The sequence below is a fragment of the Actinomadura macra NBRC 14102 genome (genome assembly GCF_001552215.1).
GTDB lineage: Bacteria > Actinomycetota > Actinomycetes > Streptosporangiales > Streptosporangiaceae > Spirillospora > Spirillospora macra.
The window spans coordinates 293,055-306,099 of record NZ_BCQT01000002.1 but is presented as its reverse complement, the minus strand read 5'-3'; the positions used below and the strand labels follow the sequence as shown (position 1 = coordinate 306,099).

Genomic DNA, 13,045 nt, shown 5'->3' with positions numbered 1-13,045 from the left:
GGCGGAACGTTCCTCGCCGCCCGGACGCTAGAGTCTCGCCCGTGGTGGACGTGTACGTGGGGAAGGCGGCGCCGGACGCCGCCAGTGATCGCGGCTGGCTGCTCGGGCACTTCAAGCCTCCCGGCGACCTCCGGCACAGCGACGAGGTCGAGATCAAGTGGGGCGTCCATCCGAAGGGCGAACGGCGTGCCCGATGGACCAGCGGCGAGAAGCGCATCGCGCTGCTCGTCCTGATCAGCGGCCGGTTCCGGATGGAGTTCCCGGAGCGCGACGTCCTGCTGACCGAGCAGGGCGACTACGTCGTGTGGGGACGCGGCGTCGACCACTCCTGGCACGCCGAGGAGGAGTCGGTCGTCATGACCGTCCGCTGGCCCTCGATTCCCGGCTACGCCGTCCCAGACGGCAGGGAACCGTGAGGGCCGCCGGGGGCGTCTAAGCGTCCATGATCAACCGAGCGCTGGGCGCGGCCGCGCTGGCGGTGTGCGCGGGATGCTCGTCCTCGTCCGGCGGTCAGGTGATCTGCTCGCCGTGCCGACCGCCGGCGATGGTCACGGTCACCGGAGTGACCGCCCTTCCGGGGGACGGCTGGCGTCTGCGGCTGTGCGTCGGCGATCAGCCATGTCAGGTCATTGGTGTCCCTCGCCGGGCGGCGGACTGTGGACGGGTGGCGTGCTCCCTGACCGACACGGGCGCGCTACAGGTGATCCTCGATCAGCGGGACGCGCGCGCTTTGGCCAACATCCCCGTGCGGGTCACGGCCTACAGGCCGTCCCGGCGGGACCAAAGGCAGGGCGCGACGACGATGAAGTTCGTCCCCGATGAGGGACCGTGCCGGTGCGAGTACTCGTATGCCATCGTCACCCTTGCCTGAACCCTGATTATGCGGTCGATGGTGGTGTCCGTGACCGCTATCGTGGGCGGTGGTCATCTGGAGAGTTCGCATAGTGGACTAGTGCAGGCGCCTTGAAAGCGCCCAGGGCTGGGGACAGTCCTCGTGGGTTCGAATCCCACACTCTCCGCCAGAGAGCTGCGGCGGGACGCGTACGGCCAGGGGCGGCCGATCGGACGAATGCCCACGAAGCGGCATGGATCCGTCCGTTACCCTCTTCGGCATGTCCGAGACACCGAACGACCCGGCCGGTACCACCCACCAGTTCAAGACCTTCGCGAGCCAGGGGCAGCCCGACAAGTCCGCAGGCCCCAGCCTGGCCCTCATCGTCGGCATCGTCGCCGTGGTCGCCATCGTGGCGATCATCGTTGTCGCCCTCATGCTGATGTGATCGAGCCCTCGCACCCTCGGCCAGGCCATCTCATTTGCATTCGGCGACAGGGCGAATCGCCACCGCCACGCACGCGATGGCCAGCGTGGCAAGCCACGCGGCGCGGCGGACCGCCCGGGAGATCCGTCGAAGCTCCGCACGCGTCCATTCCCGCAGCGCCTCCCCGGCGCGCAAGATCTCCTGCCCCGGACGCCCCGACGCCGCACGCACCGCCAGCAGAGTCGCCGTCACCAGCATCACCAGCGCCAGGCCGAGCAGCAGCACGACGGCCCACCGGTACCCGGGCGCCAGCGTGGTGATGTTGTCCCGGCCTTTGACGATCAATACCGCGCTCAGCAGAGCCGTCAGGCCGCCCAGTCCGGTGCGCCAGCCCTCGGCCTGCTTGCGCGCCGAGTAGACGAGCAGCACGCCGTCCTGCGGCACCTGCTCGCAGGCGGCCTGATCCTGCGCTTGATCCGGGTCAGCGTCTGCTCGTCCTTGCCGCCCTCAAGGCCGAACGTCGTCACCTCGTAGCCGGACTGCTTGTCAGCGGCCGGAGCTGGAGAAGTGCTGGTAGTCCTTGGCGCCGCTCCATTCGCCGCCCCAGCCCCAGCCGATCGAGGCGAATGCCTTGACGACCTTGTCGCCGGCGTGGATGACGCCGGGGGCGCGGCTCTTGCGGTTCTTGTATTTCACGCAGTCCTTGTGGGCGACACGACCGTCGGCGTAGACGTAGGGGTTCTCGCAGGTGTTGATGTCGACCGCGAGGCCGTAGGCGTGCTGGGAGAAGGAGGTCGAACCGGTCGCGTTGCGGCAGTTGAAGGCGGAGGTGTTGTCGGCCTCGATCGAGTCGAAGTCGCTGCCCTTGTAGACGTCGACCGGTTCCATGCGGCGGATCGGATAGCGGATGTCGTACAGCCGCTTGAAGACCTTGACCAGGTCGCGGGCCGCCCTGGCGTTGACGACGAGCTTTCCGCCCGGGTGCGTCTTGTCGTCCATGCCCCAGTAGGTCATCTCGATCATCCGCAGCCCGGACGGCGCGACCGGGCAGCCCTTGCGCCAGGAGTACTTGAGGTCCGCGGCCGTGACCCTCTTGATCTGGGACTGGAAGCCCTGCGGCGCGGTCTCCGTGGCGGACGCGCTCGGGGTGGCGGTGGCGGTCGCGGTGGGCGGGGTCGCCGACCCGCTCTGCGCGGGCTTGTCCGATCCCCCGCCGCATCCGGTCATGGCGCACGTCGCGACGATGAACGCGGCCGTGAACGTCGTGGTACGAATGGGCCCTCTGCCTGGCATCTTTGCAGGATCGCACGTCGGGTGCCCTTCGCGTTGGACCTTGGATTCGCTAACGTGCGAAGGAGGGCGTGTTCGCCGAACGGGGCCGGGGCGGACGCGTCGACGACGTCGTCTACCCGCCGGGCATGTCTTCCGGTGTCCACCGGCCCCAGGGAGCCGGCATGGCGGATCCTCAGGAGAGGGACTTTCCGAGCCTCGAAGACGACATCTTTGCCGTCGCGCACAATGTGGAGGTCGAGCAAGGGCAGGCACAGCCGCGTATTCGCCTGGATTCGGCGCGGGCGCAGGATTTCGCGGAGCGCGCACGGGCGCTCGGCAGCCGGGACATCGGCGCGACCGCGGCGGGTTTCGGGATGTTCGTGTTCGTCGACGCCGTGATGATGTGGGCGCCGCTGATGATGAGCAGGCGTCCGAGCCTGCTCCCTCAGTTCGTGACGCTGCTCGTCCTGGCGTTCGGGCTCGGCGGGCTGCTGGTCTGGAAGGTCGGCGGGCGGTGGAAACCCTTCGGCGTCGGCATGATGCTCGCCTGGGTGTTCCTGACGCTGGTGTCGGTCGGCTTCCTCACCGGCCTCAGCGTCACCCTGTAGCGCCCATGCGCTTGAGGACGGCGCTGAACGCGCGACCGATCGCTTCGAGGTCGTTCGGCTCGACGACGTCGATGAGGTAGGTGCGGACGGTCTCGACGTGGTCGCGGGCGGCGCGTTCGAGCGCGGCGAAGCCCGCGTCGGTGAGGTGGGCGAAGACGCCGCGCTTGTCGTTCGGGCAGCTGTCGCGCATGACCAGGCCCTTGGACTCCAGGCGCGAGCAGGTGTGGGACAGGCGGCTGCGCGACTGGCTGGCGTTGTCGGCGAGCTCGGCCATCCGCAGCCGGCGCTCGGGGGCCTCGGAGAGCCGGACGAGGATCTCGTACTCCGACACCGACAGCCCGTGCTTGGTCTTGAGGTCGCGGTCCATGATCTCGGTGAGCCGGACGCTGCCGTCGACGTAGGCCCGCCAATGGCGCTGCTGGGTGGCATCGAGCCAGCGTGGTTCACTCATGGTGAGAGTATACGACATTGTTGAAGGTTCAACTAACTTCGGTAGGCGTCATCGTGGGAGCGACGCTACCCGCGGGCGTCGGCGGAGGAAATAGTTGAAGCATCAACTATGTTGGAACGGGCGCCGCTCCAGCCGGAGCGAGCACGGTGAGACCGCCCCTGGTACGGACGGGGACGGCCACGAAACCAAGGGAGGCACCCATGCCCGCAGTGACGGCCAACCCGCTGACCCTGCCCCGCCTGCCCCTGCTGTCGGAAGGCGACACGGACTGGCGCCGCGTCGCGAAGGTCGTGACCGCGAAGCGTCACGTCGAGGGCGAGGGCTTCCAGGTGCGACGTCCGTTCCCCGGCATCGACCTGTCCCTGGCCGACCCGTTCCTCCTGCTCGACCACATGGGCGCGGTGGAGTACGCGCCAGGGGAGGCCAAAGGCACACCGTGGCACCCGCACCGGGGCTTCGAAACGGTCACCTACATCATCGACGGCGCCTTCCAGCACCAGGACACCACCGGCGGCGGCGGTCTGATCTCGGACGGCGCCACCCAGTGGATGACCGCCGCGTCCGGAATCCAGCACATCGAGCAGCCGCCACCGGACCTCGTCGCCAAGGGCGGCCTGTTCCACGGCGTCCAGCTGTGGGTGAACCTGCCGCGCGCCCAGAAATGGGTCGAACCGCGATACCAGGACATCGAGGCGCGGGACGTGAAGCTGCTCGCCGCCGACGACGGCTCGTCCCTCGTCCGCGTGATCGCGGGGTCGCTCGCCGGGTACGACGGGCCGGGCGTCACGTACACGCCGATCAACTACCTGCACGCGACCGTCGCCCCCGGCGCCCGGCTGACACTGCCCTGGCCACGCGAATTCAACGCGCTGGTGTACGTCCTGTCCGGACGTGGCACGGCCGGTGTCGAGCAGGCCGGGGTGGAGGAGGGCCAGCTCGCGATCTTCGCGGGTTCGCACCACAAGGGCACCGGCGACGGGCTCGTCGTGCGCGCGGCGGACCTCCAGCCGCAGGGCAGCGCGCAAGGGTGGGAGATCCTCGTCCTCGGCGGCCTGCCCATCAGGGAACCGGTCGCGCGGTACGGGCCGTTCGTGATGAACACCCGCGAGGAGATCGTCCAGGCGTTCGAGGACTTCCAAGCCGGGCGCATGGGGACGATTCCGGCGGCCAAGTTGCCGCACCAGACATCGGAGGACGAGACGCTCGGGCGCTGAACGCCGTTCAGTTGCGGTGTCCGGGTGACGGGACGGGCGCCATACGCTAGTGTGTTCGAATAGTCGAACAGAGGTTCGACTGGCCCGTTCGAACGCGTTCGCCCCGGGAGGCGCCATGGTGGCGACGATGGCCACGGAACAGGCTCTCCCCAACCGGCGAGCCACGACCTGCCCCGCCGCGACACGCCGCAGCGGTTTCTACGCAAATCTACGGCCTCAGCTATATCGCCTCATAGAGTCCGAGAGCGTGGACCCCGTACGCAATCCCTACGCCCCCGGGGCCGGGCAGCGTCCCCCCGAGCTGGCCGGCCGCGACCGCGAGCTGAAGCAGTTCGAGGTCGTGCTCGAACGGGTGGCCCGCGGCCGCCCCGAACGCAGCATGATCATCACTGGGCTGCGCGGGGTGGGCAAGACCGTGCTGCTCAACGCGTTCCGCTCGATGGCGATCCAGCGACTGTGGGGCACCGGCAAGATCGAGGCGCGGCCCGACCAGTCGATCCGGCGGCCGGTGGCCTCGGCGCTGCACATGGCCGTCCGGGAGCTGGCGCCCCGGCACCGTGCGCCCGACCGGATCGAGGAGTTCCTCGGCGTGCTGAAGGCGTTCGCGCAGGCCGGTCCCGAGCCGTCCGGGAAAGGGAAGGCGCGCGCGCACCGCTGGCAACCCGGCATCGACGTGCCCGCGACCCGAGGACGCGCCGACTCCGGCGACCTGGAGATCGACCTCACGGAGCTGTTCGTGGACGCGGCGTCCGTCGCGACGGACGTCGGCGCCGGCATCGCCCTGTTCGTCGACGAGATGCAGGACATCCCCGCCGACGACGTGTCCGCCCTCTGCGCCGCCTGCCACGAACTGTCGCAGGTCGGCGGCCCGCTGATCGTCGTGGGTGCCGGACTGCCCCACCTGCCGGCCGTCCTGTCGGCCAGCAAGTCCTACTCCGAGCGGCTGTTCCGGTACGCCCGCATCGACCGGCTCGACCGGGAATCAGCAGACGTCGCGCTGCTCGCCCCGGCCGAGCGCGAAGAGGTCACCTTCACCGAGGACGCCCTCGACGCGTTGTACGGCGCCGCCGACGGCTACCCCTACTTCGTCCAGGCGTACGCCAAGGTCGTCTGGGACGTCGCACCCGACACCCCCATCACCGTCGACGACATCAAGGTCGCCGCCCCGGAGGCCGAGAGCGAACTCGCGGTCGGTTTCTTCGGCAGCCGCTACGAGCGCGCCACCCCGGCCGAGCGCGACTACATGCGCGCGATGGCCGGGCTGGGCGACGACCCCGTGCCCACCGCCGCCGTGGCGGACGAGCTGGGCCGCAAGCCGTCCAGCCTCTCACCCGCCCGCGACGGGCTCATCAAGAAAGGTCTCATCTACAGCGCCGAGCGCGGCATGGTCGCGTTCACGGTGCCGCACTTCGGCAAGTTCCTCCGCTCCCAGCCCGCCTGATCAGTCCGCTCGACCCTGCCGCCTCACTGCTGTCTACCACCGCCACTACCTCGTCACCGATTTCTACAGCTTTCTAGTCGAGGGGCTAGAGAGCTGTAGAGAGCTGCATCGAACGCTGACGTCCGCACACTATTCGGCTTTCTAGCGTCCAGCGTAGAGAGCCATAGATTTTCATCATCATGCCTCTGGCTCTCTATACGCCTTTCTAGGCACAAGAATAGGAAGCCCAATAGAGGTGGCGTGAAGCAGTGACCGCCTCGATGCCATGCCCGGTCCTCCCCGGCGGCGACCCGCCCCCACAGACATGAGCGTTCTCTAGCACCATCTTGGACGTGTCCAAGATGGTGCTAGAGAACGGCAGAGAGCAGACCGGTCATCGCCTCATCCGGCTGCACGAGCGCCGCCCGGACCGTCCGGTCGCGCTCGGCGGTCGACACGGCGAACACGATCTCCATGTCGCGCTCACCCAAGCGGGCGGGGAAGGACACGAACCGCCAGCAGCCCTCCCGCCACACGTCAAGAGGGACCGCACTGGTGACAACGTTCTCGTACGACAGCCAGACCCGGCTCTTGTACAGCGTCGCGTACGTCTCCGCGAGCGGGCTGCGGCGCCGCGCGCACGGCATCGCCGGACGACCCCGCCCACCCGGTAGCCCGCCCCGCTCCAGCAGCACCGACAACTCGGGCGACAGCGCGGCGAACAGCGCGAGCTCCATGAGCAGCAACAGCCCGACCTGCGCCTGAACGTCCCGCAGCACCTGGAACCCGGCGAGCGGCGCCCCGAGCGAGGCGACCGCGGCGGCGGTGAACAGCACGGCCCGCAGCACGCTGCGCATGCCGACCCGCTTACCGCTCAGCCCGCCGAAACACCCGCACCCTGCGTCCGGCCGATGGACCCGCAACTCACCGACCACCCAGGTGGCGGCGGCGAACGCGACCGTTGTCGCCAACCTCACCGACAAGTGCGAGGTCACCAGCATCGCCAGCCCGAGGACACCCTCACCGAGGCCGAGCCCCACATTCAGACCCCGGCTACGGCGCAGCGCCGTCAACCGGGCGAGCCCGGCGGGTACCGGCACCCCGTGCACGTGGTCCGGAGCGTCCGCCACGTGCTCGCGGACGGTCAGCTTCGCCAGGCACGCCGCCAGGAGGACCGCCGCCAGCAGCAGCACCTGCGTGTTCTGGATCGACGTCACCATCGTCCCGCCCTCCTGAGAACCGCCGCGCCCGCCGCCGGCACACGGGGGCGCACGACCGCGTTGAAGCACCCAGCCTCCAGATCACCGCCGAGGCCGACGAAGGCGGCGGGCGTCAGCTCGACGATCCGCCCGCGTGGGGACGTCCCGCACTCCACGCACCGGTCGCAGTAGCGGGCCGCGGTGCAACCGCACTCGACCACCGGCAGTGTCGCGGCCCGTCCGCTGCACTCGTTGTGGACGGTGACCTCGCTGCCAAGCGACAGGTAGGGCACCGCGACACAACCAGACGGCGCGTCCACACACCCCCCGGCGTCGCCCTCGGAATCCACCGCCGGATACGCCAGACCCGCGAAGGCCTCCTGGCCTACGCCGGGCCCCCTCTGCCCGGCGTGGGACCAGGTGCCCTCGTCATGGCCGCCCAGCGGACCCGTCAGGTCGGTGCCGAGGAAACCGAACCAGGTGGCCGTCCCGTGCGGTGCGTCCGGGACGGGCGCGGCCGCCTCGGGCGCCGCAAGGTCGTCGGCCCGATAGCCGGGCTGGGACGTACCGGGACGCACCGCCCTCGGGCCGCTCGCCGACCGGACACAGATCACGTCGATCAGGTAGCCGGGCTCCAACCGTGGATGCCGCACCAGCACCCGGCCGAGGGCGTGCGGGGGGACCACCACATGGGCTTGCCCTCGGTGCGGTCCCATGTCCACCTCCACGGTGTCCCTCCCGCACGCCAGGATCGTGCCGGTGACCCGTCCGATGTCCACCCAGATCCGATCGGCGCCGAGCCCGTCGCCCCTCGGCCGCACGATCGCCTCACGACCTGGCCGAAGTGCGGCGAGGCCCCCGCGCCCGCCGTACCAGACCGTCGTCGCCTCCGACATCGGCAGCCGCACCTCGCCGCCGTCCAGCCCGGCGGTGCGCAGCACGAGCAGGTGCGGGCTGGCGTCGAGGATCATCCCGGTCACGACGTCCAGCGCAGGCCCGTACCGCTCCGGGAGCCCCGCGTGCGGGACCGCTCCGAGCACGGCCTCGCGGTGTCGGCGACGCCTCGCTGCACGGGGGCTGGGTAGCGGCATGGCGGGGACTCCGGCATCCATCTTCAACTCGCGGCCACAACTGTTAGGACGGCGAGTCAAGCTTCACGCGCCGTGACCCCACAGTCGACGGATTTGTCGCGATAAGTCGCTGGACGGAGGACGATCCCTCAACGTCGGTAGAAGATTATGCACTGGTTGACCCGAAAATATGTTTACAGTAGACCCGTAATTACGCTCTGACTGCGATCGTCAACTGTACCGGGAGTCGCCCGCAGTCAAGATCAGTAAAGGCCCGGCGGCTCCACAACCCCTGGTTCGGTGGTGATGTGAACAGGACGCGGCACGAGGAGTTCCGCGAGTACATGGCGGACCGCGGGCCCGCCCTGCTGCGTGCGGCCACCCGGCTGACCAGCGACCACACCGAGGCAGAGGACCTCCTTCAGGCCGCCCTCGCCAAGACCTACCTCGCCTGGGACCGCATCAACGACCGCGCCGCCATCGACGGTTACGTCCGCCGCGCCATGGTCAACACCCAAATCTCCTGGTGGCGCCGCCGCAAGCTGGAGATCTACCCCACCGACGAGCTCCCCGACAGCCCCGTCGACGACCACACCCGCCGCAGCGAACTCCACGACGCCCTCGGCCGCGCGCTCCGCCGCCTCCCCGAACGACAGCGACTCGCCGTCATGCTCCGCTACTACGAGGACATTTCCGAAGCCGAGATCGCCAAAGTCCTCGGCGTCAGCATCGGAACAGTAAAGAGCACCGTCTCCCGAGCCATGACCAAACTCCGCAATGACTTTTACTGGGAGGAATCGAGTTGATCGGAGGGCGACCCCCAGCCCCCAGACTGGGTGGCTCGCCGTCTTCTCGGTGTTTACCTGGGGGCGGTTCCTTAGGTGAGTTCGATCCGTTTCGGCATGCGTCTTCTTACTCTGCGTGCATTGGACGTGGTGCTGGCCGAGGACGGGGCGGCTGTCGGGGAGATCGAGATCCGGGGGCCGGGGTCACCGGCGCCTACCCCCGGGACGAGGACCCGGGCAGGTTCCACGATGGCTGGCTGCGCAGGCGTCGATGTCCTGGGCGGCTCCGGTGAGGTCATAGGTCACCCCGGCCGAGCCGTCGTCGGCGAGGCGGACGGTCACCGTGCCGGTGCGGTGTCCTGGTGTGGCCCGGGCGTAGGAGATGTGGCGGCCGTGGTCGCGCGCCACGACCACCCAGGTCGTCGGATTCCGTCCCGGACGGTCTCGAAGACCGTCCCCGGCTCGGTGTCGTCAACGGTCAGTGCGGGGAAGCGGGGATGCCAGCCGGGCGCACAGCGTTCCTCGCCGCGGGGAGTGAAGAGCGGGAACGCCCTTTCGGGGGGCAGTCCGATGTCGATCCGGCCGGTCATCCTTCGCCGACGCCGGACGCCGGACGCCGGACGCCGGGCGACGGGAGGCTCGTCATCGTGGGCCCTTTCCGTCGGTAAGCCGGTGGGCGTCGGCGGCGGTGAGTTCCAGGCCGTAGACGTCCTTGAGCTGCTCGATCTTGCCGAGAGTCTCGACCGAGAAGGGTGTACGGCCCTCGAAGGCGTGCAGCGCGATGCCCTCGACGAGGTCGCCGAGTGAGATGTCCAGATACTCCGCCAGCCCCTTAAGGACTTTCAGGACATCTCGCTCGATGCGCAGCCCGGTCTGGACGCGATGAACCGTTACCATGGTACCAAGATAACATCCTCGGTCTGGAAAATGACTCGAATCTGGTGCTTTGTCGTCACACAGTGGCGCGGCATCTCACCCCAAGGTCACAGTCGATGTCGTTTTCGGGGATCATGTGGTGTTCGAGGGGTGGGTGGGTGTATGCAAGGTGGGCTGATTGTCCGGAAGACCCCTCTGGGGGCGGACTTCCACGCCGGTGCCGGGGAGCGTGTATGTCCAAGGTGTCCCCCTCTGATGCCACCGCCGACCGCAAGTTGGTCAAGGGGCTGAACGAAGGCGACAAGGCGGCCCTGGCTGCGCTCTACGACGAGTACGGCGAGCGTCTCTACGACTACGGCCTGTCGATGACCGCGGACGAGAAGGTCGCCGCCGGAATCGTCCACGACACGTTCATCGACGCCTGCCGCCGCGCGCCGCGCATGCGTGACCACCTGCACCTGAGCTCCTGGCTGTACGGCGCGGTCCGCCGCCGCTGCATCCGCCGTGGCCGCGTGAGCACGCTGTACTGGGATCGGGACGGCGAGTTCTCCGACGTCCCCCTCCTTGACCGCACCGACTCCGACGAGCCCGTCCCGGACTGGCCGCCGTCCGAGGAACTGCACGACCTGCTCCAGGCCGCGCTCGCTCCGCTGGACCCGGTCGACCGGGAGGTCGTGCTGCTGGCCTTCCGACACGGTCTGCACCCCGCACGGCTCGGTGCGACCCTCGGGCTGTCGCCCCGCCGCGCCGCGGTACGGATCCGCCGGGGCCGTGAGTCCATGGAGGCCGCCCTGATGGCGGAGCTCCGCGGTACCATCCTCGCTTGTGTCGCCGGTTCGGGCGGGCCTGGAGGCACCGCCGGTTCCGTCGAGTCCGCCGGATCCCCCGGGCCTGATCCGGAGGCGCGGCCGACGGCCGTCGCGGTCCTGGCCGCCCGCGGCCCGACCGGGACCGGAGCTCCGGCGCGTCCGGGCCGCTCGTCCTCCGAGCCGCTCGCGGGAGTGGCCGCCGCGGCGAAGAAGCCGCCCACCGGTACCGGTCCGGGCGAGCCCGACGACGAGTCCGCTGGGCGGACCGCCGGTTCGTCGGCAGAGCAGCCGCCCGAGCGTCACGGCACGGACGTGCACCGAGGGCCGCTCTCCGCCGCGCTGTGGCAGACGTTCCACCGGCGAGGCGAGATGCCCGGTTCGGACACCTCGGCGTCCGGCCCGACCGGTGACCTGGAGCTCGACGCGCACGCCGCCGAGTGCCCGGGCTGCCGGCGACGCGGCCAGGTCCGCGCCGTCGCGCTGCTCAAGAGGGCACCGGCGCCGGTGCTGCCCGCGGCGCTGCGCCATCGCGTCATGCACACGGCCACCGACCCCGAGCTGGCGGGATACCGGGCGGACATCGCCGCCCGCGGCGGCACACTCACCCCCGAGGGCCTGCCGAGCCAGCCGGACGTGCCCTCGCCGTTCACCCGCCGGTGGCTGTTCACCGGAGGCGGGATGGCCGGGGCGCTCGTGGCCGCGCTCGTGGCCGTGTTCGCCATGGGGTCCGGCATCGGCGGCAACTCGCTGTCCTGGCCCCCGTTCCGGACGCATCCGCAGCCGTCGATCACCCATCAGAAGCCGCACGGCGGCTCCGGGCACGACGATCCCCACAACGCCGCGGGCCCGCGGGGCGGGGGGCCCGGACCTCAGGGGGCGCCTCCCGTCCGTCCTCAGACCGATGACCAGGAGCCGACCAGCCCGACGGGGCCCTCGCCGTCGCCGCCCACGTCGTCCTCGCCGTCCCCGCCGGCCCAGCCCCCCACCGGTGTTCTCGTGGTCGCCCCGGCGAAGATCGAGTTCCGCGGGACCAAGACGGCGAGGGTCCGGCTGGCGGCCCGGAGCGGACCCGTGACCTGGACGGCGATGACGTCCACCAACCAGCTCATCCTGTCGCAGACGCAGGGCGGTATGCCCAAGGACGGCACGGTCGAGCTGACATTGACCCTCCGCACCACACTGATCGGCCTGCCCGGCAAGGGAACCCTCACCTTCAAGGACGCCGAGGGGACCGAGCACGCCGTGCCCGTCGCCTGGGGCGCCACCATCCTCTAGGGGGCTACGACGCCTCGTCCGCACCGGCGAGATGGTCCCTGATCGTTTCGAGTTGCTCGCCGAGCGCCGCCTGGACGCGGGCCTCCATCGCGCGGGCGATGAACGGATCCACGACCATCTTCACCAGCGGGCGCATCCGCCGGACCACGTCGGCGATCTCGGCGATCTCCTCGCCGGTGGGCACCGGTTGCTCGTCCAGCCGCCGGAAGACGTGCTCCTGGACGAGATCCACGAACCGTCCGGCGATCACGTCGCAGTCGTCGCGGATCCGCGCGGCGATGTCGAGCACCGAGTCGAGCGGGATGCCCGCCGCGACCAGTTCCGCACCCACGTGCAGCAGCCGCGGGCTCGGCACCCGGAAGTGGTCGCCGGCCGGCTCGATCAGCCCGATCTCGACGGTCCGCCGCTGGAAGCGGGCGATCTCATCCTCGTCCAGGCCGGTCCCGAAGATCGCGACGAGCTCCTCTTCGGTCGCGGTGCCGGGGATCTCGTCCGACCACGGTTCGGTGAGGACCTTCTCCAGACCGAGGACGTCGCCGACGTCGCGCCCCGTCTCCCACGCCGACAGCAGGTCCTTGATGATCGCGAACGTGTAGCCCCGGCCGAGCAGCTTACCGATCAGCCGCAGCCGGGCCAGGTGCGAGTCGTCATACCATCCGACCCGGCCCGCGAGGCGGGGCGGGGGCAGCAGGCCCCGGTCCTGGTAGGCGCGGATGTTGCGCACGGTGCTCCCGGACGCCCGCGCCAGGTCGTCGATTCGGTACTCGGCCATGCCCCGCCCGCCGGACTCGTCCCACCTTGACCGCA

The 13,045-nt window shown here is 69.9% G+C and carries 16 protein-coding genes and 1 tRNA gene; 9 read left to right on the top strand and 8 right to left on the bottom strand.

Annotated features, from left to right (window positions below):
- Nucleotides 1-41: 41 nt before the first annotated feature.
- The 4 genes from AMA02S_RS02655 to AMA02S_RS42745 all read left to right on the top strand — a co-directional run bounded on the left by AMA02S_RS02655 (nt 42) and on the right by AMA02S_RS42745 (nt 1,280).
- The gene (locus AMA02S_RS02655; protein WP_067450894.1) at nt 42-416 is read left to right on the top strand and encodes a cupin domain-containing protein; all 375 of its coding nucleotides are present in this window, start codon (nt 42-44) and stop codon (nt 414-416) included.
- A 26-nt stretch (nt 417-442) separates the two neighbouring features.
- Entirely contained in the window at nt 443-871 is a 429-nt protein-coding gene (locus AMA02S_RS41275) for a hypothetical protein (protein WP_157430333.1), read from the top strand.
- A 59-nt stretch (nt 872-930) separates the two neighbouring features.
- Nucleotides 931-1,022 (top strand) — tRNA-Ser (locus AMA02S_RS02645).
- 90 nt (nt 1,023-1,112) lie between these two features.
- Entirely contained in the window at nt 1,113-1,280 is a 168-nt protein-coding gene (locus AMA02S_RS42745) for a hypothetical protein (RefSeq protein ID WP_169806761.1), read from the top strand.
- Between the two features lie 30 nt (nt 1,281-1,310).
- Here AMA02S_RS42745 and AMA02S_RS02635 read toward each other — a convergent pair whose 3' ends face one another.
- Together AMA02S_RS02635 and AMA02S_RS02630 are read right to left on the bottom strand one after the other, a co-directional pair.
- Nucleotides 1,311-1,703 carry a hypothetical protein gene (locus AMA02S_RS02635; RefSeq protein WP_067450885.1) on the bottom strand — a complete coding sequence of 131 codons (393 nt, stop codon included), beginning with the start codon at nt 1,701-1,703 and terminating at the stop codon, nt 1,311-1,313.
- A 102-nt stretch (nt 1,704-1,805) separates the two neighbouring features.
- Nucleotides 1,806-2,552 carry a M15 family metallopeptidase gene (locus tag AMA02S_RS02630; RefSeq protein WP_067450882.1) on the bottom strand — a complete coding sequence of 249 codons (747 nt, stop codon included), beginning with the start codon at nt 2,550-2,552 and terminating at the stop codon, nt 1,806-1,808.
- Nucleotides 2,553-2,713: 161 nt separating this feature from the next.
- On the opposite strand from AMA02S_RS02630, the gene AMA02S_RS02625 reads away from it, so the two are divergent.
- Complete coding sequence (locus AMA02S_RS02625) at nt 2,714-3,139, top strand: hypothetical protein (protein WP_067451529.1); 426 nt, start codon at nt 2,714-2,716, stop codon at nt 3,137-3,139.
- On the opposite strand, the gene AMA02S_RS02620 is transcribed toward AMA02S_RS02625, so the two are convergent.
- Nucleotides 3,129-3,590, bottom strand: a complete 462-nt coding sequence (locus tag AMA02S_RS02620) for a MarR family winged helix-turn-helix transcriptional regulator (protein WP_067450879.1) — start codon at nt 3,588-3,590, stop codon at nt 3,129-3,131. The two genes, AMA02S_RS02625 and AMA02S_RS02620, sit on opposite strands and share 11 nt — an antisense overlap.
- Nucleotides 3,591-3,790: 200 nt before the next feature.
- Here AMA02S_RS02620 and AMA02S_RS02615 point away from each other — a divergent pair, with 200 nt between their 5' ends.
- Both AMA02S_RS02615 and AMA02S_RS02610 read left to right on the top strand, forming a co-directional pair.
- On the top strand, nt 3,791-4,804 hold the full coding sequence (locus tag AMA02S_RS02615; protein ID WP_067450876.1) for a pirin family protein: 1,014 nt from the start codon (nt 3,791-3,793) through the stop codon (nt 4,802-4,804).
- Between the two features lie 247 nt (nt 4,805-5,051).
- Nucleotides 5,052-6,245, top strand: coding sequence for an ATP-binding protein (locus tag AMA02S_RS02610; protein WP_067450873.1), 1,194 nt, complete (start codon nt 5,052-5,054; stop codon nt 6,243-6,245).
- Between the two features lie 347 nt (nt 6,246-6,592).
- Here AMA02S_RS02610 and AMA02S_RS02605 read toward each other — a convergent pair whose 3' ends face one another.
- Complete coding sequence (locus tag AMA02S_RS02605) at nt 6,593-7,444, bottom strand: MauE/DoxX family redox-associated membrane protein (RefSeq protein ID WP_067450870.1); 852 nt, start codon at nt 7,442-7,444, stop codon at nt 6,593-6,595.
- Nucleotides 7,438-8,463, bottom strand: coding sequence for a hypothetical protein (locus tag AMA02S_RS02600; protein ID WP_245667315.1), 1,026 nt, complete (start codon nt 8,461-8,463; stop codon nt 7,438-7,440). The genes AMA02S_RS02605 and AMA02S_RS02600 overlap by 7 nt, the downstream gene beginning before the upstream one ends.
- A gap of 338 nt (nt 8,464-8,801) precedes the next feature.
- On the opposite strand from AMA02S_RS02600, the gene AMA02S_RS02595 reads away from it, so the two are divergent.
- Nucleotides 8,802-9,299, top strand: coding sequence for a SigE family RNA polymerase sigma factor (locus tag AMA02S_RS02595; RefSeq protein ID WP_084264457.1), 498 nt, complete (start codon nt 8,802-8,804; stop codon nt 9,297-9,299).
- Nucleotides 9,300-9,482: 183 nt separating this feature from the next.
- Here the strand turns inward: AMA02S_RS02595 and AMA02S_RS41270 are convergent, their stop codons facing one another.
- Both AMA02S_RS41270 and AMA02S_RS02590 read right to left on the bottom strand, forming a co-directional pair.
- Entirely contained in the window at nt 9,483-9,686 is a 204-nt protein-coding gene (locus tag AMA02S_RS41270) for a hypothetical protein (protein WP_157430332.1), read from the bottom strand.
- Between the two features lie 234 nt (nt 9,687-9,920).
- Nucleotides 9,921-10,175: a hypothetical protein gene (locus AMA02S_RS02590; protein ID WP_067450865.1), complete on the bottom strand. Its 255-nt coding sequence runs from the start codon at nt 10,173-10,175 to the stop codon at nt 9,921-9,923.
- 212 nt (nt 10,176-10,387) lie between these two features.
- Between AMA02S_RS02590 and AMA02S_RS02585 the strand changes: the two genes are divergently transcribed.
- Nucleotides 10,388-12,238, top strand: a complete 1,851-nt coding sequence (locus tag AMA02S_RS02585) for an RNA polymerase sigma factor (protein WP_067450862.1) — start codon at nt 10,388-10,390, stop codon at nt 12,236-12,238.
- 4 nt (nt 12,239-12,242) lie between these two features.
- Here the strand turns inward: AMA02S_RS02585 and AMA02S_RS02580 are convergent, their stop codons facing one another.
- Nucleotides 12,243-13,010 (bottom strand): MerR family transcriptional regulator, encoded by a 768-nt coding sequence (locus AMA02S_RS02580; RefSeq protein ID WP_067450859.1) that lies wholly within the window; start codon nt 13,008-13,010, stop codon nt 12,243-12,245.
- Nucleotides 13,011-13,045: the final 35 nt, after the last annotated feature.

Coding starts and splice junctions, on each gene's coding strand:
- AMA02S_RS41275 (WP_157430333.1), top strand. CDS start 443: ATGATCAACCGAGCGCTGGGCGCGGCCGCGCTGGCGGTGTGCGCGGGA.
- AMA02S_RS42745 (WP_169806761.1), top strand. CDS start 1,113: ATGTCCGAGACACCGAACGACCCGGCCGGTACCACCCACCAGTTCAAG.
- AMA02S_RS02630 (WP_067450882.1), bottom strand. CDS start 2,552: ATGCCAGGCAGAGGGCCCATTCGTACCACGACGTTCACGGCCGCGTTC.
- AMA02S_RS02625 (WP_067451529.1), top strand. CDS start 2,714: ATGGCGGATCCTCAGGAGAGGGACTTTCCGAGCCTCGAAGACGACATC.
- AMA02S_RS02620 (WP_067450879.1), bottom strand. CDS start 3,590: ATGAGTGAACCACGCTGGCTCGATGCCACCCAGCAGCGCCATTGGCGG.
- AMA02S_RS02615 (WP_067450876.1), top strand. CDS start 3,791: ATGCCCGCAGTGACGGCCAACCCGCTGACCCTGCCCCGCCTGCCCCTG.
- AMA02S_RS02605 (WP_067450870.1), bottom strand. CDS start 7,444: ATGGTGACGTCGATCCAGAACACGCAGGTGCTGCTGCTGGCGGCGGTC.
- AMA02S_RS02590 (WP_067450865.1), bottom strand. CDS start 10,175: ATGGTAACGGTTCATCGCGTCCAGACCGGGCTGCGCATCGAGCGAGAT.
- AMA02S_RS02585 (WP_067450862.1), top strand. CDS start 10,388: ATGTCCAAGGTGTCCCCCTCTGATGCCACCGCCGACCGCAAGTTGGTC.
- AMA02S_RS02580 (WP_067450859.1), bottom strand. CDS start 13,010: ATGGCCGAGTACCGAATCGACGACCTGGCGCGGGCGTCCGGGAGCACC.